Below are 25,478 nucleotides of genomic sequence, written 5' to 3'. Positions count from 1 at the left end.
GCGGTCGGCCGCGCCCCCGCCAGCCTCGTACCGGGCCCTAGGCGGCCCCTAGGGCCGGTCTGGAGCGCGGCTCGCCCGGTTGGCCGGGCAGCCGCCCGCAGCTCTCGTACGACGGCAGGATCCCCTGCTCACGGGCCTCGGCGAGCGTCGGGGCCCGCCGGTCCTTCTCCGACAGGACGGGCTCCGCCCCCGCCGGCCACGCGATGCCCAGCGCCGGGTCGAGCGGGTGCACGGCGTGCTCGCGCTCGGGGGCGTAGCCGGTGGAGCAGAGGTAGACGACGGTCGCCTGGTCGGTGAGGGCGGCGAAGCCGTGGCCCAGGCCCTCGGACAGGAAGACCGCGCGGTGCTCGGCGTCGTCCAGCCGGACGGCCTCCCACTCCCCGAAGGTCGGGGATCCGGTGCGCAGGTCCACGACGACGTCGAGGACCGCGCCCCGGACGCACCGCACGTACTTGGCCTGGCCGGGCGGTACGTCGCTGAAGTGGACGCCGCGCACGACCCCGCGGCGCGACACCGACATGTTGGCCTGGGCGAGCTCCAGCCGCCGACTGGTGGCCGCCTCGAACGCGTCGGCCTTGAACCACTCGTGGAAGCTGCCCCGGTCGTCGCCGAAGACCGTCGGCTCGTCGGTCCAGGCCCCCTCGATCCGCAGCGGTCGCATCACCTGTTCCCCCTCACTGCACGGAGAGGGCGCCGTCGACCGCCAGCACGGTGCCGTTGGCGTAGCTGCCCTCGGGGTCGGCGAGGCGGGCGATCCACCAGGCGATCTCCTCCGGGCGGCCGACCCGGCCGGAGGGCACGCGCCCGGCGATGCCCTCGATGAACGCCCGGTAGTCGGCCTCGCCGGTGCCGTTGCGGGTGGCCATGCCGGTGTCGATGACACCGGGGGCGACGGCCACGACGCGGACGCCGCGCGGCGCGAACTCGACGGCCCAGGTCCGGGTGAGGAAGTCGAGGGCGGCCTTCGACGCGCCGTAGACGGACATGCCCGGCCAGGCGCGGCGGCCCAGGGAGCCGGCCGTGCTGACGTTCACGACCGTGCCCGAGGTCTCCGTCAGCGCGTCGAGCGCCCGCCGGGTGAGGAGCATCGGGGCGCGGAGGTTCGTCGCCAACTGGGCGTCCAGCACCTCCGGTTCCAGATCCGCCAACTCCCCCGGCACGCCCTGGGCCGCGTTGTTGACCAGCACGTCCAGCCGGCCGTACCGCTCCAGGGCGGCGGTGACGACGGCGTCGGGCCCGTCGGGGTCGGTGATGTCCACGGCCAGGGTGCTGACCGACGGATGCCCGTCGGCGGTCCCGGCCAGCGTCTCGGCGCTGCGCCCGACGACGAGGACCCGCGCCCCCTCGTCGGCGAACCGCCGGGCGGTGGCCCGCCCGATGCCGGTGCCGCCGCCGGTGATGACGACGGTCCTGGGTCCCGCGCCGCGGCGCTCGGCGGTGTTCGTCGTGGTGGACGTCGTGGTGCTCGCCTGTTCGGTCTTCGTCCGCTCGGTCTTCGTCTGCTCGGTCACGGCCCGGACGGTAGGGCGGGCCGCTCGAAGGACACTCGACGCGCCCGGCACCGAGGACGCTCCACCGCCGTTCGAGCCGCGCCGTGTGTCGTGGCGGACCGGACGGGTCCGCCGGGCCGTCCGCCCCACCGACCACCGACCGGAAGAGGTACGACATGACCGACGGCGCGAGCCGCCCCCCGCTGGGACCGGTCCGCATCGACGCGGCGGACCCCCGCTACGGCGACCTGATCAAGGGGGTCAACCACCGGTTCACCGGCAGCCCCGACCACATCCGGATCGTGGGGTCGGCCGAGCAGACCGTCCGGGCCGTGCAGGACGCCGTGGACGCCGGGCAGCGGATCGCCGTACGCAGCGGCGGGCACTGCCTGGAGGACTTCGTCGACGGTCCGCGGACCCGCTTCCTGATCGACCTGTCCGAGCTGGACGACGTCTTCTTCGACCCGGAGCGGAACGCCTTCGCCATCGGTCCCGGCGCGCAGCTGAGCACGGTCTACCGGGCCCTGTACAAGGGCTGGGGCGTGACGATCCCCGGCGGCTCCTGCCCGTCGGTGGCGGCCGGCGGGCACATCCTCGGCGGCGGCTACGGCCCGCTGACCCGGCTGCACGGCTGCGTCGTCGACTACCTGTACGGGGTGGAGGTCGTGGTCGTGGACGCGTCGGGCTCCGCGCGGAAGGTGGTGGCGACGCGGGACGACGAGGGCGCGCTCCAGGACCTGTGGTGGGCCCACACCGGCGGCGGGGGCGGCAACTTCGGCGTGGTCACCCGCTACTGGCTGCGCTCTCCCGAGGGCTCCCACGAGGACAGCCCCGAGCCCTCCGAGCTGCTGCCGAAGCCGCCCGCCACGGTCCTCGACAGCCTGGTCACCTGGTCCTGGGACGACCTGACCCGGGACCGCTTCCGCCGGCTGATGCGCAACCACGCCGAGTGGCACGAGCGCAACAGCGCCCCCGACTCGCCGTACGCGAGCCTGTTCAGCGTGGTGGGTGCCTTCCACCGGGCGTCCGGCGCCTTCATCATGAGCACGCAGATGGACGCCGGGGTGCCGGACGCCGAGCGGCTCCTCCAGGAGTACCTCGACGCGCTCGACGAGGGCGTCGGCCTGCGCCCGCAGCACATGGTGCGGACCCGGCCGTGGCTGGAGTCGATGCTCCACCCGACGCTCCCCGACACCGTCACCGGCATGCGCTCCAAGGGCAAGGCGGCCTACCTGCTCAAGGGCTACACCGACGGGCAACTGGACGTGCTGTACGACGGGTTGACCGACGGGCACGGGCACATGGGCGCCGGCGTGCTGTTCATGTCGTACGGCGGCAAGGTGGGCACCGTCCCGCCGGACCGCACGGCGACGGCCCAGCGCACCGCGGTGATCAAGGCGTTCTACGTGGACCTGTGGCAGAACCCGGCGGAGGACGAGGAGCACCTGCGCTGGATCCGGGAGCTGTACCGGGACGTGTACGCGCACAGCGGCGGGGTGCCCGTACCGGACGACGCGAGCGACGGGACGTACATCAACTACCCGGACGGCGACCTCGCGGACCCCGTGTGGAACACGTCGGGCGTGCCTTGGCACCACCTCTACTACAAGGACAACTACCCGCGCCTCCAGCGGGCGAAGGCGGCGTGGGACCCGAAGGACGTGTTCCGGCACACCCTGTCGGTCGAGCTGCCGTAGGGGACGAGGGAGGGGGGTGGACGGATCCCGGCCACCCCCCTCCCACGCGTCTCAGGCGTCCCGCTTCTCCTGGTACGCCGTCGAGTCGAAGGAACCCGGCACGGCCAGCGGGATGACCTCGAACTTCAGGTGCGGGCTCATCGGGTTGTCGTAGAGGTGGGCGAGCAGCTCCTCGTGGCTCCCCACGTCGTAGATGAGGAGGCCGCCGGCGGCGCCGACCCGGACCCAGCTGTGTTTGATCACGCCCTTGTCGGCCAGGGCCTTGGTGTAGGCGAAGCCTTCGGGCAGCCGCGCCCGGAACTCGTCGGCGCTGATGCCCGCGGGGTTCTGGGTGGCCAGAACGGCGAAGAGGGCCATGGGGTTTCCGTTCTCCTGGTGGTGTGCGGGTATGGGTGGGGTCAGGCGCGGTGGAGCGCCGCCAGCCGCTCCAGCTCGGGCACGACGTCGTTGGGGCTGGGCTCGGCGAGCATCTCCTGTCGCAGCGCCTCCGCCCCGGCCTTGAACGCGGGCTCGGTCAGCAGCCGTTCGAGGGCCGTGCGCAGCCCGGCGGGGGTCAGGCCGCCGGGCGGCAGGGAGAGTCCGGCCCCGACCTCCTCCGTGCGGCGCGCCCGGTGCACGTTGTCCCACATGGAGGCCAGGACGATCTGCGGGACGCCGTGGACGGCGGCGGTCGACCAGGTCCCGGCGCCGCCGTGGTGCACGAGGGCGGCGCAGGTGGGCATCAGGGCGTGCAGCGGGACGTGGTCCACGACCCGGGTGTTGTCCGGCACCGAGGTCAGCCGGTCGCGTTCGGCGTCGTCGAGGATGGCGACGACCTCGGCGTCCAGGCCGGCGACGGCCTCGAAGAAGTCCTCGGTGGTGACGGCGCGCCCGTCGGGCGAGTCGATGGTGCGGACGCTCAGGCCCTTGGTCAGGCAGACGCGCGGCCGCTCGGGCGCCGTGCGCAGCCAGTCCGGCACGACGGCCGGGACGGGGCCGTTGTAGGGCACGTACCGCATGGTGACGGTGGGCTGTCCGGGGGCGAGCCGCATGCTCGCGGGCATCTGGTCGACGCGCCACTGCCCCTGGACGACCTCCTCCGTGAACGGCCGGTCGTAGCGCGCGAGGTGCCCGGTCAGCCAGTGCCTGACAGGGTCGGCCTCGGGGGTGCGGGCGGCGTCGACGCCGTCGCGCTCGTGGTGGGCCAGCAGGGTACGGCGCATCTGGAGGAAGAGGTCGGGGCCCCAGAGCAGCCGGGCGTGCGGCGTGCCGGTTACGTGGGCCGCGAGGGCGCCGGCGAAGGTGAAGGTCTCCCAGAGGACCAGGTCGGGCCGCCAGGCGCGGCAGAACGCCACGAGGTCGTCGACGGTCTCCTCGCTGTTGATCCGGGAGTAGAACGCCTCGGTGAGCAGCTCGCCGCTGGTGCGCAGGAAGTCGGCGGAGACGGGCCGGTCCGCGCTGCCCATGAGGTCCAGGCCCTGGTGGTGGGCGTAGATCCGGGGCCCGGCCGTGGCCATCACGCGGGCGAGCTCCGGGTCGGAGCCGACGGGGACGGCGGTGAGTCCGGCCGAGGTGATCCCGGCCGTCAGCGGGGGCTGGCTCGCCACCCGCACCTCGTGCCCCGCTGTCCGCAGCGCCCACGCCAGCGGCACGCAGCCGTTGAAGTGGGCGTCGAGAGCGGGTGCGGCGATCAGAACGCGCATCGGCTGCCTCTCCGGCCGGGTCCAGTGACCGGGACAGGCTTCCGTCCGGCACTAGAGCCGCTCTCGATCCGGGTGCGCACGGGCGGGCGAATCCCCCGCACGGGAATTCGGGAGGGCGGGCGCGGCGCCGCCGGGACAGCGCGTTTGACATCTCTGGAATTCCTGCTCTCGAAATGCCTTCCGGATGATTTGACATTGACGGGTAAATGCGGCTCTGAATTACCCCGGCGAAATATCCGGCCGAAAAGGGGCGGGATGGCCGGATTTCGCCGGGCCGCCATCGGACCGCCACCGGATCGCCATCGGACCACCGTCGGGCCGCCGCCGGTCCGGCCCCGCCTCCCCGGGCAGGTCGAGCCGCCCTCAAGGGGCCGTTCCTAGCGTGGCGGCGACCCCGTCACCGAGAGGCCGTCGCATCCCCGGCCCCCGGCCCCCGACCCGCCAGCCCAAGGAGCGCCCGCATGCCGACACCCGCCATCAGCCTGGAGACCCGCCTCATCGCCCTGGCCGACCGGTCCGACGCGGAGGCCGCCGCGGGCCTCGCCGAGCTGGGCGCCCGGCCCGCGGCCGAGGCCCTGCTGCGCGAGGCGGCCTCCCGCGCCCCGCTCTTCCCCGAGCCGCCGGTCAAGACGGCCGTCCGGGTGGTCCTGCGGCTGGGCGGGGAGCGGCTGGAGTACACCGTCACGCTGGGCGGCGGGGCCGCCGACGTGGCGCCGGGCCCGGCCGAGGGCGCCCGCGCGTACCTGGCCCAGGACCTCGTCGAGCTGCTCCGCGCCCTGTACGGCACCGCGCCCGGCCGCCACCAAGCCACCCGCGAGCTGCGGATCACCGAGCCCGAGCGGCCGAGCTTCGACCCGGCCGACCCCGAGCACGCCGAGCGCGCCGCGGCCGTCACCGCCCTGCACCAGCTCGCCGGCGCGCTGTCCCGGCCCGAGCGCTCGCTGGACGAGCTGGCGGTGCGCTTCGGCTCCGACAAGTGGGGCGGCCACTGGTACACCCCGCACTACGACCGCTACTTCGCGCCGCTGCGGAACGACCCCGTCACCCTGCTGGAGATCGGCATCGGCGGCTATGACGCCCCCGACCAGGGCGGCGCCTCACTCCGCATGTGGAAGCACTACTTCCGCCGGGGCACGGTGTACGGCCTGGACATCTACGAGAAGCACGGCATCGCCGAGCCCCGGCTGCATCCGCTCCGCGGCGACCAGGGCGACCCCGCGTACCTGGAGGGCCTGGCCGCCGAGACCGGCCCGTTCGACATCGTCATCGACGACGGCAGCCACCTCAACCACCACGTCCTCACCTCCTTCGGGAGCCTCTTCCGGCACCTCCGCCCGGGCGGCCTCTACGTCATCGAGGACACCCAGACCGCCTACTGGCCGGGCTGGGGCGGCAACGCCGCCGACCTCACCGACGCCGGCACCTCCATGGGCTTCGTCAAGACCCTGCTGGACGGCCTGAACCACCAGGAGCGCCCGGAGACCCCCGGGCAGGAGCCCTCATACACCGACCGCCACATCGCCGCGGTACACGTCCACCACAACCTGGTGGTGATCGAGAAGGCCCTCAACGCCGAGCAGGGCGCTCCGTCCTGGGTGCCGCGGGACGTCGACCCGTACAGCTGGTACACGGCGGCGGCGGACGGCGAATAATCCCGTCCGGGAGTGCCCGGGAACGCTCCCGGAACACCTCACTCCGCCCCTCGGAAATACGCCCTCCACCGGCTCCATGTGAAATTCCGGCATTGCCTGGTTATGCTGTCCGCCTTCCTGGAGTCCGTATTTCCGAACAGATGGGAACGCTGTATGGGCACGCCGGAGTTTCCCGGCCGCTTGCAGGCGACGTTCGTTCCGGATCCCGACGTGCCGGGCGACGGGGCCATGGCCTTCTGGGGCACCCCGGAGCCCGCGGCGGAGGCGGCGGCCCTGGGCCTGCCCGCCGCCCGCGCCGCCGCCGGCACCCGGCTCCCCACCCTCCTGCCGCACGGCGGCTCCCTCGTGGACGCGGACGTCCCCGCGCTGCTGGTGCCGGTCGGCGAGGCGGTCGGGGCGCTGGCCGCCCTGGCCGCCGCCCGCGATGAGGACGATGGGGACGAGGAGGACGAGGAGGACGAGGAAGGCGCCGAAGAGGCCCACGCCGTCCCCGAACACCTCTGGGACCACTCCGTCCGCGCCTGGGCCGTCGCCGCCCGGCTCGCCCTGGAGCACGTCACCGCGGGCCACCTGGTCCCCGCCCTGAGCGAGGCCGGCGAGGGCCGGGTCCGCGCCCACTGGCGGGCGGAGACCGGCGGCGACCCCCGACTGGCGGCCCTCGCCCAAGCGCTGCCCGCCGCCGCCCACGCCCTGCGCACCACCGCCCCCTCCCCCGACGGCACCCCCGGGGAGGCGCGGGTCTGGTCCCCGCTCGCCCTGCTCACCGCGTTCTGCGACGCCGTCGCCGACGCCTGCGCCCGCGCCCAGTCCCCCGCCGCCCCGGCGGACTCCTGGACGGCCGCGCTCGCCGGCGCCACCGACGTGTCCGCCCCCGCCGGACTCACCCCCGAGCGGCTCGCGGAGTGGGCGGAGGCCGGCGGCGGCGAACGGGCCGCCGCCCGGCTCTGCCTCCGCCTCGGCACGCCCGCCGGGCCGGACGCGCTCTGGCCGCTGACCTTCCACGTCGAAGCGGTGGACGAGCCCGGCACCCTGGTCTCCGCCGAGCGGGTCTGGGACTCCGGCTCCGGCACCCTCGCCGTCGCCGGCCGCGTCCTCGCCGGGCCGCAGGAGGCGCTGACCGAGGGACTGGGCCGCGCGGCCCGCGTGTTCCGGCCGCTCGCCGCCGCCCTGGAGGAGAGCCGGCCCGTCCGCGTCCTCCTCAACCCCTTCCAGGCCGCCGAGTTGTTCGGCGACACCGCGACCGCCCTGCACACCGCGGGCATCGGCCTCGCCGTCCCGGACGCGCTGAGCGGCGGCCACGACAAGCACGGCGAGAACGGCGGGCACGGCAACGTGCTCGCCCCCCGCCTCCGCGTCGGCACCCGCAGGACCGCGCGCAAGAACGCCGGCGCGCCCCCCGGCCGTACCGTCACCTACCGCTGGGAGGCCGTCGTCGGCGACGAGCCGGCGACCCCCGACGAGGTCGCCCTCCTCGCCTCCCGCGGCGAACCCCTCGCCCCCTGGCGGGACACCTGGGTCCGGCTCGACCCGGACCGGATCGACGACCTGGCCGGGCTGGTCGGCAAGACCGGCCGGCTCTCCACCGCCGAGGCGCTCTCCATCGCGCTGTGCGGCCGCCACCGCACCGACGAGTTCGGCGACGTCCCGGCCGTGGCCGACGGCTCGGTCGCCGACCTCGTCGCCCGGCTGCGCGAGGCGGGCCGGCGCACCGAACCCGACCTGACCGGCGTGCACGCCGACCTCCGCGACTACCAGCGGCGCGGCGTCGCCTGGCTGCAGTCCCTCACCGACCTGGGCTTCGGCGCGCTGCTCGCCGACGACATGGGCCTCGGCAAGACCCTCCAGACCATCGCGCTGCTCGCCGGACGCACCGGCGACCGCCCCCGGCTCGTCGTCTGCCCGACGTCCGTGGTGAGCAACTGGGAACGCGAACTCGCCCGGTTCGCACCGGGCTTGACCGTCGTGCGGCACCACGGCACCCGGCGGGCCACCGACCCCGCCGCGTTCGCCCCGGGCGCGGTCGTCGTCACCAGCTACGCGCTGCTGCGCCTGGACGCCGACCTGCTCGCCTCCGTCGACTGGGACCTCGTCGTCCTGGACGAAGCGCAACAGATCAAGAACCACACCGCCCAGACGGCCCGCGCGGCCATGCGCCTGGAGGCCAGGTCCCGGGTCGCGCTCACCGGCACCCCGGTCGAGAACCGGCTGTCGGAGCTGTGGTCCATCACCCACTTCGCCAACCCCGGACTGCTCGGCTCACACCGGCGGTTCAAGGAGCAGTTCGCCGGGCCGATCGAGCGCGACGGCGACAAGGAGGCGGCCGAGCGGCTGCGAGCCGTCGTCACGCCGTTCGTGCTGCGACGGCTGAAGAGCGCGGTGGTGGACGAGCTGCCGGCCAAGATGGAGTCCACGGTTCCCTGCGACCTCACCGCCGAGCAGGCCCGGCTCTACCGCGCGGCCGTCGCGGACGCGCTCGACGGCGACGAGGGGCTCGGCACCGGCAGCCGGCGGCAGGGCAACGTCCTGCGGCTACTCACCCACCTCAAGCAGATCTGCAACCACCCGGTCCAGTACCTGCACGAGGAGGAGACGACGGCGACCGGCTCGCTCGCGGGCCGCTCCGGGAAGCTGATGCGGGCCACCGAGATGCTCGGCGAGGCCGTGGCGGCGGGCGACCGGGCGCTGGTCTTCACCCAGTACCGCGTCATGGGCGACCTGCTGTCCCGCCACCTGGCCGCCGAACTCGGCCTGGACGATGTACCGTTCCTGCACGGCGGCACCCCGCCCGAGCGGCGCGACGCGATGGTCGACGCGTTCCAGCACGACGACACGGCGTCCCCGATCCTCATCATCAGCCTCAAGGCGGGCGGCTTCGGCCTCAACCTCACCCGCGCCTCGCACGTCCTGCACTACGACCGCTGGTGGAACCCCGCCGTCGAGGACCAGGCCACCGACCGCGCCCACCGCCTCGGCCAGACCAAGACCGTGCACGTGCACAAGCTGGTCACCGCCGACACCTTCGAGGAACGCATCGCCGCGCTCCTGGAGAGCAAACGCTCCCTCGCGGACGCCGTCGTCGGCACGAGCGAGACCTGGCTGGCCGAGCTCGACGACGACGCCCTGCGCGCCCTCGTCCGCCTCGCCGACTCGGAGGAGTCCACGGGCGCGGGCGACCCGACCCTTTCGGCAGCCACAGGAGAGACGGCATGAGCACCGCCACCCGCCGCAGCACGGCCACCCGCGAGAAGCCTGCCGCCCTGGGGAGCACCTGGTGGAGCAGGCGCTGGATCCGCGCCCTGGAGTCGCTGGGCGCCACCTACCCCAATCCCCGCCTGCCGCGCGGCCGTACGCTGGCCCGCAACGGCGCGGTGCAGGGGCTGACGGTCCGCCCCGGCGAGGTCACCGCCCGGGTGGAGCTGCCCAAGAGCAGCTGCGAGGTGACGCTCCACCTGCCCGTTTTCAGCGACAGCGAGTGGACGGCCGGCGTCCGGGTCCTCGCCGGGCAGCTCCAGCACGCGGCGTCCCTGCTGGAGGGCCGCATGCCGGAGAACATCGACGACACCTTCGGCAAGGCCGGGCTCACCCTGTTCCCGCGGCGCGGCGAGCTGTCCTCCCGCTGCGACTGCCGGGACACCGGCGACCCGTGCGCCCACGGCGCCGCCGTGCACTACACGTTCGCCAACTCCCTGGAGGACAACCCGTTCCTGCTGCCCACCCTGCGCGGGCGCAGCCGGGAGAAGCTGCTGACCGAGCTGCGGGCCGCCCGCTCCGGCGGCGGCGCGGAGGCGGCGGCGGGCCCGGAGAGCGTCCCCGCGTCCGAACTCCCCTCGGCAGACGGCTATTTCACCGGCGGCGACCTGTCCGCCGTCCCACTGCACCCGCAGCCGCCCGCCGACCCCGCCCGCCGGCTGCGCCGCCTGGGCCCGCCGCCGGGCGGTACCCCGGGGGACGCCGAGTGGCTGGCCGGCGCGGTGGAGCGGGCCGCGGCGCACGCGTGGCGGACCGCCGGGGGCGGCGCCTGAGGCGTTCGAGCACCCGTCGAGCGGGCGGCGCCAGCATGGCGGGGACGAGAGTCCCCGCCACCACCGAGAGGCAACCGCTGTGATCACGTTCGTCAACCGTTTCCAGGTCCACGGCTCCACCGAGGAGTTCGAGCGGGCCTTCGACGAGACCTCGGCGTTCTTCGCCGCCCAGCCCGGCTTCCTGCGCCACCGCCTCGTCCGCCACGCCGACCTGCCGGGCGCGTACGTCAACGTCGCCGAGTGGGAGAGCCGGGAGCACTTCGACGCGGCGCTGAAGCAGCCGGCGTTCGTCCCGCACGCCACGGCGCTGCGCGCGCTCGCCACCAGCGAGCCGAACGTCTACGTCCCGGTCCTGGAGCGGGACGCCGCCTGACGCCCCGAGACGGACGGCGCGGGGCCGGCCGCGGGAGGAATCCCCGCGCCCGGCCCCGCTCCCGTACCTCCGGCCCGCCACCGCCTCCGCCCGGCGACCGGCCGGCATGCCGTCGTCCGTACTAGCCGGCGAGCAACTGCCCCTGCCCTGCCGCCTCGAACTCACCCTCCCCGCTCAGGATCGAGCGATGCAGCCGCTGGAGCCGCGGCGTCGGCTCGATGCCGAGCTCCCGGCTGAGGCTGTCGCGCAGCCGCCGGAACTCCTCCAGCGCCCGCCAGGTGCTGCCCGAGCGGTAGAAGGCAACCATCAGCTGGGCGCTGATGTTCTCGTTCAGCGGGTGCTGCGCGGTGAGCATCCGCAGCTCGGCGATGAGCGACGAGTGCCGGCCGAGCCGGAGTTCGGCCTCGATGCGCTGTTCCAGCACCTGGGTCCTGGCCTCCTCCATGCCGATGGCCTGGAGTTCGAGGACGACGCCGCGCGGTACGTCCTCCAGGGCCGGGCCGCGCCACAGGTCCAGGGCGCGGCGCAGGATGTCCGCCGCGTTGCGTGCGTCGCCCGCCTCCAGCGCGGTGCCGCCGCGCAGCGCCAGCTCCTGGAACTCGGCGAAGTCGTGGGCCCTGACCGGCGCCGTGAGCCGGTAGCCCCCGAAGGACATGGACAGGATCTCCTTGGGGCCCGCGGTGGAGCCGGCCGGGAGGGACGCGGCGATGTGCCGCCGGAGTTGGAGGATGTACGTCTGGAGGGTGGTGGCGGCGCTGCGCGGCACGCCGTCCCCCCAGAGCTCCTCCATGAGGGTGGCCACCGGCACCGCACGGCCGGCGCGCAGGGCGAGGAGGGTGAGGATCTGCCGCGGTTTCCCGGCGGTCGGAACGATGGACTTGCCGTTGTGGGAGACGGAGAGGGGGCCGAGGACCCCGATCTTCAACTGCACGGTCAACCCTTCGATCGGTCGCGACTTGAAGCCGTGAACCGAGGGTTCCATTCCGGTGCCGCCCTCTCCAGGGCGTTCCGCACGAGGGGGCCTGTGATTCTTGCACATGCCCTCTTGTGCATCCCTCATATACTCCGCGGCCATGAGCGCGGAAGGGGCCCGGGAATGAGCCGGTCGAAGCTGTTACCTCGCCCATACGCTGCGGCAACGTCCGTGCTTACGATGTGGATCGACAGCGGAACAGGCATCGGGGGAGCCAATGAGCTGGTGGAGGAAGAACCACGCCTCGGCGTGGACCACGGTGGGTGTGATCACCACCTTCCAGTGCGGGGTCGGGCTGACCGGCCTGTACGCGCTGCTGGCGTCCGGTGCCCCACCGGACGCCCTCGTCGCATGGGGGCTGTCGTTCCCCGTGCTGGTCGTCCTGCAGGTGCTGCACACCCTTCCGGCGGCGGGCCGGCCGCGCTGCGAGCGGCTGTTGTTCACCCTGGCCCTGCAGACCGTCCTGACCTACCTGCCGGTCTTCGCGTTCTCCGTCGAATGGCCCGGGATGGCCGGGTTCGCGGCGGGCTCGGCTCTGGCACTGGTCCCGGGCTGGCGGGGCAGGAGCGCGTTCGCCGTGCTGGTGGCCGGCGCCTGGGTGATGGGCCGGCACAGCGACCTGCCGTTCGACCAGACGCTCACGGTCACCGCGGTCACCCTGGCCATCGGGCTGAGCGTGGCGGCACTGATGCGCATGGTGCGGCAGTTGTCGCGGATGCGGCACGCGCAGGCCAGCGCCGTGCGGGGCGCGGCCCAGGACGAACGGGTGCGCATCGCGCGCGACCTGCACGACCTGCTGGCGACGCGGCTGACCATGGCGGCGATCCGCGGCGAGATGGCGGACCGGTACCTCGGGACGCAGAACGAGCGGGCGCGGTCGGAGCTCCGGGGCCTGATGGGCATCACCCGGGAGGCGCTGAGCAACCTGCGGTCCATGGCCCACGGCTTCCAGGACCTCACCTTCCACGGGGAGGTGGAGAACGCCCGCTCGCTGCTGGACAGCGCGGGCGTCACGGCCACCGTCGGCTTCGACCCCGGCGTGGCCCTCACGGCCGAGACCGAGGACGTGTTCGCCATCGCGCTCCGCGAGGCGGTGACCAACCTGCTGCGGCACAGCGAGGCGTCCCGGTGCCGGATCCTCTTACGGAGCCGGGAGGACGGCGTGGAGCTCCAGGTGGGCAACGACGGCGTACGCCGCCCGCCGCGGCGGCCCGAGGAACGCGTACCGGACCCCGCGCACCCCACGGACGGCACGTCGCCCGGCGGCCACGGACTGCGGAACCTCGCGGCGCGGGTGTCGGCCGTGGGCGGCCGGTGCACGGTACGGAACACCACCGACGGATGGTTCCTGCTCACGGTGACGTGTCCTGGGAAGGGGCGCGGCCAGGGGCCGGGATCAGCCACCCCGCCTCCCTCGCGAGACGCACGGCGTCCAGGCGGCTCCGTGCCCCCAGCTTGGCTATGCTACTGCTCAGATAGTTCCTGACCGTACCGGGCGAGAGCTGCGCGGCGGCGGCGATGTCGCGGACGGCCCGCCCCTCGGAAGCCCAGCGCAGGATCTCCGTCTCGCGGGGCGTCAGCGGATTGGTGCGGCTCTCCCACGCGGCCAGCATCAGTTCGGGCGCGATCACGCGGTGGCCGGCGGCCACCTTCCGGATGGCCTCGGCGAGCGCGCCGGGGGCCGCGTCCTTCAACAGGTAGCCGTTGACGCCCCGTTCGATGGCCTGCCGCACGGTGCCGGGCGTGCCGAGGCTGGTCAGCATCATCACTCGGCAGGACGGGACGTGCCGGTGCAGCTGCTCGGCGACGTCGAGGCCGGACACGTCCAGCAGGTTGACGTCCAGGACGGCGACGTCCGGCTGGTGCTCCAGCGCGAGCGGGAGCACCTCGTCGCCCCGGCCCGTGTCCGCGACGACCCGGAGGTCGAACTCCTCGCCCAGCAGCACCGTGAGCGCGCCGCGTATCAAGTGCTCGTCCTCGGCGAGGAGAACGCTGATCATCGGGCCCCCTTTGGCACATACCGTCGGAACCGTACCCTATGCGGTCCCGATTCCCCGTGTCACCGCGCCGTCTCCCCGACCCTGCGCCGCGCGCCTCGGGCCGGACTGGATCGCCGGTCAACCACCGCCGCCCGTACGGCCGGTGGGGCGCCCTCGATCCGTCCTCTAGGGGGGACGCGCACAGTGATCCGCGTTCCGCCGCGACCGCGGCCGGGACCGGAACCCACTGCCAGGGGGGCGACTTGCGCATCATCGACCTGTCCCAGCCCGTCGACGCGGACGGCTGGGAGCCCGACCCCGTCCGCCACGAGGTCATGACGCCCGCCGAGGGCGCCCGGCACATGAGCGAGGAGATGAGGAAGCACTTCGGTCTGGAGCTGGACCCGGCCGAACTCCCGGGCGGCGAGCTGCTCTCACTGGACACGCTGACCCTCACCAGCCATACCGGTACGCACGTGGACGCGCCGTCCCACTACGGCTCCACGGGCACCTACGGCCGGCCGCGGAACATCGACGAGATGCCGCTCGACTGGTTCCTGCGCCCGGGGATGCTGCTGGACGTGTCGGACGCCGGCACCGGCGTCATCGGCGTCGACCGGATCGAGCGGGAGCTGAAGCGGCTGGGCCGGCAGCCGGATCCGCTCGACATCGTCCTGCTGCGCACCGGCGCCTCCCGGCACGCCGGCACCCCGCGCTACTTCACCGACTTCGCCGGGCTCGACGGGCCGGCCACCGACTACCTGCTGGACCTCGGCGTACGGGTCATCGGCACGGACGCGTGGAGCCTCGACGCGCCGTTCACCCACATGATCAAGGCGTACCAGGAGACCGGCGACCCGTCGGTGCTCTGGCCCGCCCACTTCGCCGGCCGCCGCCGCGAGTACTGCCAGATCGAGCGGCTCCGGCTGGAGGACCTGCCGGCGCCGACCGGATTCCAGGTGTCCTGCTTCCCCGTGAAGATCAAGGGCGGCGGGGCCGGCTGGACGCGTGCCGTGGCGCTGGTGGACGGGTGACCGGCCGGCACCCGGCCCGGGCCCGGCTGTTCTGCTTCCACCACGCGGGCGCCGGCGTCTCCTGCTTCGCCCGCTGGCAGCGCGTCTGGGGGGACGCCGCGGAGGTCGTGCCCGTCCTGCTGCCCGGCCGGGAGAGCCGGGCCAGGGAACCGCGCGTCACCGCCCCCGGGCCGCTCCTCGCCCACCTCGTGGAGCGGCTGGACCCGCTGCTCGACCGGCCGTTCGCGTTCTACGGGCACAGCCTCGGCGGACTCGTCGCGGCGGCGCTCGCCGAGGAGCTGCGCGCGTCCGGCCGGCGGCTCCCCGAGCGCCTGGTGCTGGGCGCCGTACCGCCCCCGCACCGGCCCGGGCCGCTGGCGCCGGGCGAGGCCGCGCGGCTGCCCGAACCGGTGCTGCTGGAACGGCTCCGCACCCTCGGCATGCTCCCCGGCCTCGCCCTCGACGCCCGCGCCGGCGCCCTCTGGCGGCGCACCGTCCTGCCGGTCCTGCGCGACGACTTCCGGCTCGCCGAGGCGCTGCGGGCCCGTCCCGCCGGGCCGCTGCCCGTCCCGGTGCTCGCGCTGGCCGGCCGGGCCGACGCCGTGGTGCCCGTCCCGTGGGCCGGCGAGTGGCAGCGCTACGCCCCCGAGGGCTTCACGCTGCGCACGGTCCCCGGCGACCACTTCTTCGTCCGCGAACCGGCCCTCCCCCGGCTGCTGCTGGCCGAACTCGCCGCGCTGCTGCGGGAGCCGGCGGCCGCGGCGGGCGGGCTCCGCTCCGGGTCGAGCAGGGTTTGAGGGCTCTGCCGGACCGTCGGAGCCACCGCAAGGCATCAGCACAGGACAGAGAGGAAGCGCCCGTGAAGACAGAGCGCGCCCGTCATCCCCTCCGGGCGGCCCGGCCCGGTACGGCACGGGCAGGTGGTCCGCGATGAGCAGGCGTGTGGTCATCACCGGCATCGGCGTGGTGGCCCCCGGGAGCGGCGGCGGCACCAAGCCGTTCTGGTCGCTGCTGACCGAGGGCCGGACCGCCACCCGGGCCATCTCCCTGTTCGACGCGTCCTCGTTCCGCTCCCGGGTCGCCGCCGAGGTGGACTTCGACCCGGCCGCCTCCGGGCTGCGCCCCCAGGAGATCCGGCGCATGGACCGGGCCGCCCAATTCGCCGTGGTCGCCGCCCGCGAGGCCGTCGCAGACAGCGGCCTGGAGCCCGAGGCCCTGGACCCGCACCGGCTCGGCGTCACCATCGGCAGCGCCGTGGGCGCCACCATGGGCCTGGACACCGAGTACAACGTGGTGAGCGACGGCGGCTCCGGCTGGCTGGTGGACCACGCGTACGCCGTCCCGCACCTCTTCGGCCACTTCGTCCCCAGTTCGTTCGCCGCCGAGGTGGCCTGGACCGTGGGCGCCCAGGGGCCGACCGCCGTCGTCTCCACCGGCTGCACCTCGGGCCTCGACTCCGTGGGGCACGCGGTGGAGCTGATCCGGGAGGGCAGCGCGGACGTCATGGTGGCCGGGGCCACGGACGCCCCGATCTCCCCGATCTCCGTCGCCTGCTTCGACGCCATCAAGGCCACCACCCCGCGCAACGACGACGCCGAGCACGCCTCGCGCCCCTTCGACCGCACCCGCAACGGGTTCGTGCTGGGCGAGGGTTCGGCCGTCTTCGTCCTGGAGGAGCTGGCGGCCGCCCGCGCCCGCGGGGCGCACGTCTACGCCGAGATCTCCGGCTTCGCCTCGCGCAGCAACGCGTACCACATGACCGGGCTGCGCACCGACGGCGTGGAGATGGCGGAGGCCATCCGCGTCGCCCTCGACGAGGCCCGCACCGACGCCACGGCGGTCGACTACATCAACGCGCACGGCTCCGGCACCAAGCAGAACGACCGCCACGAGACGGCCGCGTTCAAGCGGAGCCTCGGGCAGCACGCCTACGCGACGCCCGTCAGCTCGATCAAGTCGATGATCGGGCACTCGCTGGGCGCCATCGGCGCCCTGGAGATCGCCGCCTGTGCGCTCGCCGTCGAGCACGGCGTCATCCCGCCGACCGCCAACCTGCACGAGCCGGACCCGGAGTGCGACTTGGACTACACCCCCCTCACCGCCCGCGAGGCCCGGGTCGACACCGTGCTGAGCGTCGGCAGCGGCTTCGGCGGCTTCCAGAGCGCCATGGTGCTCGCCCGGCCGGAGCGGAGGGCCGTCTGATGACCACCGCGACCCGGGAGGCGCCCGCCTCCGCCGGACGTCCCGCCACCGCGCGGGCCGTGTTCACCGGCATCGGCGTCACCGCCCCCAACGGCCTGGGCACCGAAGCCTGGTGGGCGGCGACGCTCGCCGGCCGGCCCGGCATCCGCCCGGTGACCCGTTTCGACGCCTCCGGCTACCCGGCGACCCTCGCCGGCGAGGTCCCCGGCTTCGAGCCCAAGGACCACATCCCCAGCCGGCTGCTGCCGCAGACCGACCACATGACCCGGCTCGCCCTCACCGCCGCCGACGAGGCGCTCGCCGACGCGGGCGTCGACACCGCCGCCCTCCCCGACTTCGCGGGCGGCGTGGTGACCGCGGCCTCCGCGGGCGGCTTCGAGTTCGGCCAGCGCGAGCTCCAGGCGCTGTGGAGCAAGGGCGGCCAGTACGTCAGCGCGTACCAGTCCTTCGCCTGGTTCTACGCCGTCAACACCGGCCAGATCTCCATCCGCAACGGACTGCGCGGCCCCAGCGGCGTCCTGGTCAGCGAGCAGGCCGGCGGCCTGGACGCGCTGGCCCAGGCCCGCCGCCAACTGCGGCGCGGCAGCGCCCTGATGGTCACCGGCGGCGTGGACGGCGCGATCTGCCCCTGGGGCTGGACCGCCCTGCTCTCCGGCGGCCGGATCAGCACCGCCACCGACCCCGCGCGCGCCTACCTGCCGTTCAGTGCCGACGCCCGGGGCCACGTGCCCGGCGAGGGCGGCGCGATCCTCATCCTGGAGGACGCCGGCTCGGCCCGGGACCGCGACGCCCGCGTCTACGGCGAACTCGCCGCATACGCCGCCACGTTCGACCCAGCGCCCGGCCACGACGGCGAGCCGGGACTGGGCCGCGCCGCCGAACTCGCCCTCGCCGAGGCCGGGATCGCCCCCGCCGGCGTCGACGTCGTCTTCGCGGACGCGGCCGGCGTCCCCGAGCTCGACCGGCAGGAGGCCGACGCGCTGCGCCGCCTCTTCGGCCCGCGCGGCGTCCCGGTGACCGCGCCGAAGACGATGACCGGCCGGCTCTCGGCGGGCGGCGCGTCGCTCGACGTGGCCGCCGCCCTGCTGGCGGTCCGGGACGCGGTGATCCCGCCGACCGTCCACGTCGCCGAACCGGCCGCGGAGTACGCCCTCGACCTGGTCACCGACGCCCGGCCCGGACCCGTCCGTACCGCGCTCGTCCTCGCCCGCGGCCAGGGCGGCTTCAACGCCGCCGCCGTGATCACGGGCGACGCGCGCCCCCGCACCCACCACTGAAAGGTTGCCTGCCATGGCCGAGATGACCATCGAACAGCTCACCCGCCTGCTCCGTGACTGCGCCGGCGAGGAGGAGGGCGTGGACCTGGAGGGCGACGTGCTGGACGTCCCCTTCACCGACCTCGGGTACGACTCCCTCGCCGTCCTCCAGGCCGCCGGCTGCGTGGAGCGCGACTACGGGATCACCCTCCCCGACGAGACCGTCGCCGAGGCCACCACCCCGCGCCTGCTGCTCACGTACGTCAACGAGCGGCTGAGCACGCCGGCCGCGAACTGACGCGCCACGAATACGACGGACGCCGTCCGCCGGGAGCAGCGCTCCGGGCGGACGGCGTCTTCCGTGAATGTGTCAGCCCAGGTCGTCCCGGCGCACCTGCCGGTCCTTGACCAGCCAGCGGCCGTCCCGCCGCACCAGCACGTCGTCGCAGCTGGTGCTGGCCCGCAGCTCGGGCCGGCCGCCGCGCCCGGTCTCGACGACCAGGGCGTAGCAGGAGGCGGCCACCTCGCCGTCGCCGCGCTCGGTGACCGAGACCATGCCGAGCCAGTGCCGGCGCTGGATGCCGCGCGCCACGTAGTCGTCCACGGCCTTGCGGGCCGCCGCCGCGATGACGGACCGGCCGGCGGCGGGCTCGGGGTGGGCGTTGGCGGCGAAGACGCCGTCCTCGGTGAAGGTCTCCGCCCACTCCTCCGCCCGGCCGGTGTCCAGCAGGTGCATCTGCTCCGCGTAGAACTGCTGGACCTGCTGGTAGAGCGCGGCGAAGCCGGCGGCCGTGGTGGTGTCGGTGACGGTCATGGCGTTCCTTCCGGTGGGCGCGGTCGGTCCTTCGTGGACCCGGTGCGGTCTCCCGCCCGCGCGACGGGGCGCGGGCGGACGCACATGCTGGCCGAGCGTCCTCGACGGCCGCTGGAGCCGCCCGTCCAGCACTGTTCGACCTCGATTCGAGTCCGGCCGGTCACGGTGAACGCCACGATGCCGGAGGGAGTGCACAGCATGGGGAACGGTGAACGGCGGGTCGCCCTGGTCACGGGCGGCACCAGCGGAATCGGCCTGGCGGTCGTCCGGGACATGGCGAGGAACGGCCTGGCGGTCTTCCTCTGCGCCCGGGACGCCGACGCCGTCAAGCGGACCGCGGAGGAGCTGCGCTCCGAGGGCCTGGAGGTGGACGGCGCCGCGGCGGACGTCCGCGACGTCGCCTCGGTCCGCGCCCTCGTGGCGGCCGCGGTCGAGCGGTACGGGCGGATCGACGTCCTGGTCAACAACGCCGGCCGGAACGGCGGCGGCGTGACCGCCGACCTCGCCGACGAGCTCTGGTACGACGTGATCGACACCAACCTCAACAGCGTCTTCCTGGTCACCCGCGAGGTCCTCAACCACTCCGGGATGCGCGACCGCGGCTGGGGCCGGATCATCAACATCGCCTCCACCGGGGGCAAGCAGGGCGTGGTCCTCGCCGCCCCCTACTCGGCGTCCAAGCACGGCGTGATCGGCTTCTCCAAGGCCGTCGGCAAGGAGCTGGCCCCCAGCGGCATCACCGTGAACGCGGTCTGCCCGGGCTACGTCGAGACGCCGATGGCCCAGCGGGTGCGCTCGGGCTACGCGGCCGCCTGGAAGACCACCGAGGACGACATCCTGGAGCAGTTCCAGGCGAAGATCCCGCTGGGCCGCTACTCCACCCCCGAGGAGGTCGCCGGGCTCGTCGGCCACCTGGTCACGGACACCGCCGCGTCGATCACCGCGCAGGCGCTCAACGTCTGCGGCGGACTCGGCAACTACTGAGCACCGGACGGCCGTTGCAACCACCCCGACAGAGCACCGAAGAGAGGTCCGAGGTGTCCGAGAGGCATCACACCCTGCACACGACGGAGATCGACGCGCCCGCCGCGACGGTCTACGGCATCATCGCCGACGTGACGCGGTGGCCGCAGTTCTTCACCCCCAACGTCCACGTGGAACACCTGGAGCAGGGCCCGGGTACCGAGCGCATCCGGATCTGGGCGACCGCCAACGACGAGGTGAAGTCCTGGGTCTCGCGGCGCGAGCTGGACGAGGCGAAGCTGACCGTCACCTTCCGCCAGGAGGTGTCCGCGGCGCCGGTGGCCTCGATGGGCGGGACCTGGGTGGTCACCCCGGCCGGCGACGACCGCTCGGTGCTGAAGCTGCACCACGACTTCACCGTCGTCGACGACGCCCCCGACGGCGAGTCCTGGATCCGCACGGCGCTCGACCGCAACAGCGACGCCGAACTCGCCGGCATCAAGCGGATCGCCGAGGAGCACGACCGGCTCGGCGAGCTGATGTTCGCGTTCGAGGACACCGTCCACATCGCCGCCGACGGCAAGGACGTCTTCGACTTCCTCGACCGCGCCGACCTGTGGCCCGAACGGCTCCCCCACGTCGCCCGGCTCGACTTCACCGACGAGGACGGCGTCCAGACCCTCGCCATGGACACCCGCGCGGCGGACGGCTCCACGCACACCACCGAGTCGGTGCGGGTCGTCTTCGGCACCGACCGGATCGTCTACAAGCAGACCACCGTGCCCGCCCTGATGACCGCGCACACCGGCCGCTGGACCGTCGTGCCCGCGGGCGACGGGGTGGACGTCACCTCGCAGCACACCGTCATCCTCCGCCCCGACGCCGTGGAGCGCGTCCTCGGCAAGGGCAAGACCGTGGCCGACTCCCGCGCCTATGTGCAGCACGCGCTGAGCACCAACAGCCGCGCCACGCTCGGCCACGCCAAGGAGTACGCGGAAGCCCGCCGCGCCGCCTGAGCCGGTCCCCCGCAGCCCGTCCCCCACCGCACGCCGAACAGCACGTCATGACACGAGGAGAGAAGCCCATGGGTGGTCCGCACGTTTCGGAGGAGATGCGCAGGACGCTCGACTGGTACGCGCGCATGCGCCGGGACGAGCCGGTCAGCCACGACCCCGCCTCCGGGCGGTGGCAGGTCTTCCGCTACGCCGACGGGCTGCGGGTCATGCAGGACCACGAGGTGTTCTCCAACGACATGAGCGAGTTCATGCCGGACGTCGAGGAGCTCACCGCGTTCCAGGCGGGCAACTTCCAGAACATGGACATGCCGCGCCACCGCGACCTGCGCGGCCTGGTCAGCCAGGCGTTCACCCCGCGCTTCGTCGAGGGCCTGGAGCAGCGCATCCGGGAGGTCACCCGCGAGCTGCTGGACGCCGTGGACGAGCGCGGCGACACCCTCGACGTCGTCGCCGACCTCGCGCACCCGCTGCCCGTCACCGTGATCGCCGAGGTGATGGGCCTGCCCAAGGAGGACCACCCCCTCTTCCGCAAGTGGGCCTACGCGATCCTCGTCGACAACGGCGTGGACGCCGTCCGCAGCGAGGAGGGCGTCGCGGCCATGGCCCCCGCCATCCGCGAGATGAACGCCTACCTCGTCGACCTCGTCCGCCGGAGCCGGGCGACGCCCCGCGAGGGCCTGATCGACGACCTCATCCGGGCCGACACCGACGGCCGCCGGCTGGACGACCAGGAGATCGTCGGCTTCCTCGGGCTGCTGCTCATCGCCGGCTTCCTCACCACCAGCGCGCTCATCGGCAACGCCCTGCTCTGCCTGGACGAGCACCCGGAGGCCACCGCGCGGATCCGCGCCGACGGGAAGCTGCTGCCGACCGCCATCGAGGAGGTGCTGCGCTACCGCTCGCCGCTCATCTGGCTGGACCGCAGGGCCGCCCGGGACGTCGAGCTCAGCGGCCACACCATCCCGCAGGGCGCGCTGGTCAGCGTCGCCCTGGTGTCGGCGGCCCGGGACGGCGAGGCGTTCCCCGACCCGGACACCTTCGACATCACCCGGCGCCCCAACCGCCACCTCTCCTTCGGCAAGGGCGCGCACGTCTGCCTCGGCGCCCCGCTGGCCCGGCTGGAGGCGCGCGTCGCCCTCACCGAACTGCTCGGCCGCTACAAGGAGTTCCGGGTGCCCGAGGAGACCCCGGTGGAGTTCCTCGACCCGACGGGCTTCTTCGCGGCGAGCCGGCTCCCGTTGCGCCTGGTGCGGGCCTGAGACCGTGCGGCCGGGGGCGGCCCCCCACGGCCCCCGGCCGCACCTCACTTCTCCTTGAGCTTGAGGTAGCGCAGGACTTCCTTGTAGAGCTTGTCCCCGTCGGTCCGCGCCTTGCCCTTCTCGGGCATGGTCACCTCCAGGTACCAGGCGGTGTCCTTGGCCTTGTTGACGATGACGCGGGTGCGGCGGACGAACTTGGGTTCCTGCTCCCCGGCACCGGTCTTCCGGTAGGTCGTCGTCATCTCCACCGACTCACGACCGTCGAAGGTCGACAGGGAGTCGACCAGCACCCGGGCGTCGGAGACGTCGCTGACGGCGGCCTTCTCGAAGGCCGCCTTGCGCTGGGCGGCCTCTTCGCGGGCCGAATCGACCCGTTCGGCGTCGGCGGACGGGGTGGAGCCGGCGGCCGGATCGGTCTCGATCCACAGCGAGACGCGGTACACCCCGCCGGGATCGTTGAACAGCACCCACTTCTCGTCGGGCTTGACGTCCTTGACGTAGTCCTCCGGCACTGCCACCGACGCCTTGACGATCTCCGGCTCGTCGACGACCTTCCAGTGCAGCGGCGTCGCCGGCCCGTAGCCGAACGGGTTGATCGCGAGCAGCGCGACGGCCGCGCCCACCACGACGACGCCGATGCCCAGGGACCACTGCGTCTTCCGCTTGTGGTGCAGCACCGGCGGGATCCACCGGCTGCCGGTGGCCGCGGCCGCCGGTGCCGTCACCACGGGCGCCACGGGCGCCGGCCGGGCCACCTCTTCCAGCGCCGCGCGCACCTCGGACGTCGTCGGCCGGGCGGACGGCTCCTTGCGCAGCAGGCGCATCACGATGTCGGTGAAGCCGTCCGGCCCCCGGGTCGGCCGCGGCGGCTCGGCGGAGAGCACGGCCTGCATCGTCGCGTTCGTGTTGGAGCGGCGGAACGGGGACATGCCCTCGACGGCCGCGTACAGCACGACGCCCAGCGACCACAGGTCGGAGGCGGGACCGGGCCGCTGCCCCAACGCCCGTTCCGGCGCGACGAACTCGGCCGAGCCGATGAACCCGCCGGTCTCCGTGAGGCCCTGCTCACCCTCGATCTGCGCGATGCCGAAGTCGGTGAGCACCACCCGGTCGTGCCGCCCGAGCAGCACGTTGTCCGGCTTGACGTCCCGGTGCAGCACCCCGGCCTCGTGCGCGGCCTCCAGTGCTCCCAGCACCGCCAGGCCGATCCGCGCGGCCTCGCGCGCGTCCAGCGTCCCCTCGTTCAGCCGGTCGCCCAGCGACTGGCCCTTGACCAGCTCCATGACGATCCAGGGCCGGCCCTCCTCCACCACCACGTCGTGCACGGCGACGACGGACGGGTGCGCGACGCGGGCCGCGGCCCGGGCCTCGCGCTGCATCCGAAGGTGGATGTTCTGCCGCATCGACTCCGGGACGTGGTCGGGGACGCGCGGCTCCTTGATCGCGACCTCGCGGTCCACCACCTCGTCGTGCGCCCGCCACACCGTGCCCATGCCGCCGTGGCCGAGCCGCGAGCGGAGCAGGTACCGGCCGCCCACCCGGCGGCCCGCGCCCGGGTCCCCCACGGCCGTCACCGGTCCCCCGGCTGGTCCCGCCGCGGCGCCGGGCGCGTCGGACAGCGCGGCCGGGTCCTGGGTCACCGGCGGCGCCGCCGGGTCCGCGTACGGGTTCGGCCAGGCCGTGGCGGGTGGCCGCAGGTCGTAACTGGTGGGCTGATTCGCCCTTCCCCCGTCGTTGGTCATGCCCCCATCATCGGCCACGCGCGGCGGGTCCACCGCGACCCCCTCCGCGCTCCCTGCCTCCCTTCCTCCCTTCCGTCCGGCCGGACCGCCGTATTAGCGTGGGGGGCCGGGCGCGGGACACGGGCCTGGAGCCGCCGGACCAGCGGTGAACCCACCGGGAAGCCACCAGCAGTTCACGCAGCAGTTCACGCGTACGAGACGAGACGCGTACGACGCGAGAAGCGAAAAGGACGTCAGACCGTGCCCCACCCGCAAGCCTCGCCCCACCCGTCCGGACGGCTCCTCGCCGTCAGCGACCTCCACATCGCCCACGCCGAGAACCGCGCCCTCACCGAGACCCTCCGCCCCACCCACGACGACGACTGGCTGATCGTCGCCGGCGACGTCGCCGAGAAGTACGCCGACGTCGAGTGGGCGCTGCGGCTGCTCGCCGGCCGCTTCGCCAAGGTGATCTGGGCGCCCGGCAACCACGAGCTGTGGACCCCGCCCAAGGACCCCTGCGACCTGCGCGGCGAGAAGCGCTACCTGAGCCTGGTGGAGCTCTGCCGCGAACTCGGCGTCGCCACGCCCGAGGACCCCTACCCGGTGTGGGAGGGCGACGGCGGCCCGGTGGCCGTGGCGCCGCTGTTCACGCTCTACGACTACACCTTCCGCGTCGAAGGCGCGGACACCAAGGAGGAGTCGCTGCGCCGGGCCTACGAGGCGGGCGTCGTCTGCACCGACGAGCACTTCCTGCACCCCGACCCGTACGCCACCCGTGACGACTGGTGCCGGGCGCGCGTCGCCTACACCGAGCGCCGGCTCGCGGAGCTCGGCCCCGACACGCGGACGGTCCTCGTCAGCCACTGGCCGCTGGTCCGCGAACCCACCCGGATCCTGCGCTACCCGGACTTCGCCCAGTGGTGCGGCACCGAGCTCACCGCCGACTGGCACGTCCGCTTCCGCGCCGCCGCCGCGGTCTACGGCCACCTGCACATCCCCCGCGTCACGCACTACGACGGGGTGCGCTTCGAGGAGGTGTCGGTCGGCTACCCGCGCGAGTGGCGGCCCCGGCCGCCCCGCGAGCCGCTCCGGCAGATCCTGCCCCAGCCCGTCGACGCGCCCGGAGCCGTCTGGTGATCGCCGCCCTCCTGCCCGCCTCCGTCGTCACCGAACACGCCTTCACCGACGCCCCGGACGACCCGGTGAGCCTCCTCTACCCCGAGGAGGCCGCGCACGTCGCCCGGGCCGTCCCCAAGCGCCTGCACGAGTTCGCGACCGTCCGGGTGTGCGCCCGCGCCGCCCTCGGCCGGCTGGGCTTCCCGCCCGGGCCGCTGCTGCCCGGCCGGCGGGGCGCGCCGCGCTG

Annotated in this window: 22 protein-coding genes and 2 pseudogenes; 16 read left to right on the top strand and 8 right to left on the bottom strand. The window is 74.0% G+C overall.

The window, feature by feature from the left end:
* Positions 1–37: 37 nt before the first annotated feature.
* Together rfbC and JNW98_RS08420 are read right to left on the bottom strand one after the other, a co-directional pair.
* The gene (gene rfbC / locus JNW98_RS08425; RefSeq protein WP_223767474.1) at positions 38–661 is read right to left on the bottom strand and encodes a dTDP-4-dehydrorhamnose 3,5-epimerase; all 624 of its coding nucleotides are present in this window, start codon (positions 659–661) and stop codon (positions 38–40) included.
* A gap of 13 nt (positions 662–674) precedes the next feature.
* A complete protein-coding gene (locus tag JNW98_RS08420; protein ID WP_308015525.1) occupies positions 675–1,511 on the bottom strand; it encodes an SDR family NAD(P)-dependent oxidoreductase in 837 nt (278 codons plus the stop codon).
* Positions 1,512–1,666: 155 nt separating this feature from the next.
* Here JNW98_RS08420 and JNW98_RS08415 point away from each other — a divergent pair, with 155 nt between their 5' ends.
* A complete protein-coding gene (locus JNW98_RS08415; protein ID WP_223767473.1) occupies positions 1,667–3,187 on the top strand; it encodes an FAD-binding oxidoreductase in 1,521 nt (506 codons plus the stop codon).
* A 51-nt stretch (positions 3,188–3,238) separates the two neighbouring features.
* Here the strand turns inward: JNW98_RS08415 and JNW98_RS08410 are convergent, their stop codons facing one another.
* A complete protein-coding gene (locus JNW98_RS08410) occupies positions 3,239–3,544 on the bottom strand; it encodes a muconolactone Delta-isomerase family protein (RefSeq protein WP_223767472.1) in 306 nt (101 codons plus the stop codon).
* Positions 3,545–3,585: 41 nt separating this feature from the next.
* Entirely contained in the window at positions 3,586–4,869 is a 1,284-nt protein-coding gene (locus tag JNW98_RS08405) for an activator-dependent family glycosyltransferase (protein ID WP_223767471.1), read from the bottom strand.
* A gap of 461 nt (positions 4,870–5,330) precedes the next feature.
* Here JNW98_RS08405 and JNW98_RS08400 point away from each other — a divergent pair, with 461 nt between their 5' ends.
* The 4 genes from JNW98_RS08400 (at position 5,331) to JNW98_RS08385 (ending at position 10,916) form a co-directional block, all read left to right on the top strand.
* Positions 5,331–6,521, top strand: coding sequence for a class I SAM-dependent methyltransferase (locus JNW98_RS08400; RefSeq protein WP_223767470.1), 1,191 nt, complete (start codon positions 5,331–5,333; stop codon positions 6,519–6,521).
* Positions 6,522–6,674: 153 nt separating this feature from the next.
* Entirely contained in the window at positions 6,675–9,731 is a 3,057-nt protein-coding gene (locus tag JNW98_RS08395) for a DEAD/DEAH box helicase (protein WP_223767469.1), read from the top strand.
* The gene (locus JNW98_RS08390) at positions 9,728–10,543 is read left to right on the top strand and encodes an SWIM zinc finger family protein (RefSeq protein WP_223767468.1); all 816 of its coding nucleotides are present in this window, start codon (positions 9,728–9,730) and stop codon (positions 10,541–10,543) included. The genes JNW98_RS08395 and JNW98_RS08390 overlap by 4 nt, the downstream gene beginning before the upstream one ends.
* A gap of 79 nt (positions 10,544–10,622) precedes the next feature.
* Positions 10,623–10,916 (top strand): antibiotic biosynthesis monooxygenase family protein, encoded by a 294-nt coding sequence (locus JNW98_RS08385; RefSeq protein ID WP_223767467.1) that lies wholly within the window; start codon positions 10,623–10,625, stop codon positions 10,914–10,916.
* 121 nt (positions 10,917–11,037) lie between these two features.
* Here the strand turns inward: JNW98_RS08385 and JNW98_RS08380 are convergent, their stop codons facing one another.
* Positions 11,038–11,847, bottom strand: coding sequence for an AfsR/SARP family transcriptional regulator (locus tag JNW98_RS08380; protein WP_308015524.1), 810 nt, complete (start codon positions 11,845–11,847; stop codon positions 11,038–11,040).
* 259 nt (positions 11,848–12,106) lie between these two features.
* Between JNW98_RS08380 and JNW98_RS36535 the strand changes: the two are divergent.
* A pseudogene (locus JNW98_RS36535) lies at positions 12,107–13,198 on the top strand (sensor histidine kinase); the annotation flags it as partial.
* Between the two features lie 43 nt (positions 13,199–13,241).
* On the opposite strand, the gene JNW98_RS08370 reads toward JNW98_RS36535, so the two are convergent.
* On the bottom strand, positions 13,242–13,889 hold the full coding sequence (locus JNW98_RS08370) for a response regulator transcription factor (RefSeq protein WP_223767466.1): 648 nt from the start codon (positions 13,887–13,889) through the stop codon (positions 13,242–13,244).
* A 242-nt stretch (positions 13,890–14,131) separates the two neighbouring features.
* Here JNW98_RS08370 and JNW98_RS08365 point away from each other — a divergent pair, with 242 nt between their 5' ends.
* The 5 genes from JNW98_RS08365 (at position 14,132) to JNW98_RS08345 (ending at position 18,637) form a co-directional block, all read left to right on the top strand.
* Complete coding sequence (locus JNW98_RS08365) at positions 14,132–14,902, top strand: cyclase family protein (RefSeq protein WP_223767465.1); 771 nt, start codon at positions 14,132–14,134, stop codon at positions 14,900–14,902.
* Positions 14,899–15,678: a thioesterase II family protein gene (locus tag JNW98_RS08360; RefSeq protein ID WP_223767464.1), complete on the top strand. Its 780-nt coding sequence runs from the start codon at positions 14,899–14,901 to the stop codon at positions 15,676–15,678. Before JNW98_RS08365 ends, JNW98_RS08360 begins: the two co-directional genes overlap by 4 nt.
* 133 nt (positions 15,679–15,811) lie before the next feature.
* Complete coding sequence (locus tag JNW98_RS08355; RefSeq protein ID WP_223767463.1) at positions 15,812–17,083, top strand: beta-ketoacyl-[acyl-carrier-protein] synthase family protein; 1,272 nt, start codon at positions 15,812–15,814, stop codon at positions 17,081–17,083.
* Positions 17,083–18,360: a ketosynthase chain-length factor gene (locus tag JNW98_RS08350; RefSeq protein ID WP_223767462.1), complete on the top strand. Its 1,278-nt coding sequence runs from the start codon at positions 17,083–17,085 to the stop codon at positions 18,358–18,360. The genes JNW98_RS08355 and JNW98_RS08350 overlap by 1 nt, the downstream gene beginning before the upstream one ends.
* 13 nt (positions 18,361–18,373) lie before the next feature.
* Positions 18,374–18,637, top strand: coding sequence for an acyl carrier protein (locus JNW98_RS08345; RefSeq protein WP_223767461.1), 264 nt, complete (start codon positions 18,374–18,376; stop codon positions 18,635–18,637).
* Between the two features lie 72 nt (positions 18,638–18,709).
* Here the strand turns inward: JNW98_RS08345 and JNW98_RS08340 are convergent, their stop codons facing one another.
* Positions 18,710–19,153 (bottom strand): nuclear transport factor 2 family protein, encoded by a 444-nt coding sequence (locus JNW98_RS08340; RefSeq protein ID WP_223767460.1) that lies wholly within the window; start codon positions 19,151–19,153, stop codon positions 18,710–18,712.
* 198 nt (positions 19,154–19,351) lie between these two features.
* Between JNW98_RS08340 and JNW98_RS08335 the strand changes: the two genes are divergently transcribed.
* The 3 genes from JNW98_RS08335 to JNW98_RS08325 all read left to right on the top strand — a co-directional run bounded on the left by JNW98_RS08335 (position 19,352) and on the right by JNW98_RS08325 (position 22,391).
* Positions 19,352–20,137: an SDR family NAD(P)-dependent oxidoreductase gene (locus tag JNW98_RS08335; RefSeq protein ID WP_223767459.1), complete on the top strand. Its 786-nt coding sequence runs from the start codon at positions 19,352–19,354 to the stop codon at positions 20,135–20,137.
* Between the two features lie 53 nt (positions 20,138–20,190).
* Complete coding sequence (locus tag JNW98_RS08330; RefSeq protein ID WP_223767458.1) at positions 20,191–21,132, top strand: aromatase/cyclase; 942 nt, start codon at positions 20,191–20,193, stop codon at positions 21,130–21,132.
* Between the two features lie 68 nt (positions 21,133–21,200).
* Positions 21,201–22,391 (top strand): cytochrome P450, encoded by a 1,191-nt coding sequence (locus JNW98_RS08325; RefSeq protein ID WP_223767457.1) that lies wholly within the window; start codon positions 21,201–21,203, stop codon positions 22,389–22,391.
* Positions 22,392–22,435: 44 nt separating this feature from the next.
* On the opposite strand, the gene JNW98_RS08320 is transcribed toward JNW98_RS08325, so the two are convergent.
* On the bottom strand, positions 22,436–24,133 hold the full coding sequence (locus JNW98_RS08320) for a serine/threonine-protein kinase (RefSeq protein ID WP_223767456.1): 1,698 nt from the start codon (positions 24,131–24,133) through the stop codon (positions 22,436–22,438).
* A gap of 240 nt (positions 24,134–24,373) precedes the next feature.
* Here JNW98_RS08320 and JNW98_RS08315 point away from each other — a divergent pair, with 240 nt between their 5' ends.
* Together JNW98_RS08315 and JNW98_RS08310 are read left to right on the top strand one after the other, a co-directional pair.
* A complete protein-coding gene (locus tag JNW98_RS08315; RefSeq protein WP_223767455.1) occupies positions 24,374–25,252 on the top strand; it encodes a metallophosphoesterase family protein in 879 nt (292 codons plus the stop codon).
* Positions 25,249–25,478 (top strand): annotated as a pseudogene (locus JNW98_RS08310) (4'-phosphopantetheinyl transferase); the annotation flags it as partial. The gene JNW98_RS08315 and the pseudogene JNW98_RS08310, both read left to right, overlap by 4 nt.

Origin of the sequence: Streptomyces huiliensis, assembly GCF_020037025.1 — a bacterium.
GTDB classification, from domain to species: domain Bacteria; phylum Actinomycetota; class Actinomycetes; order Streptomycetales; family Streptomycetaceae; genus Streptomyces; species Streptomyces huiliensis.
This window is presented reverse-complemented; position numbering and strand designations above follow the sequence as displayed.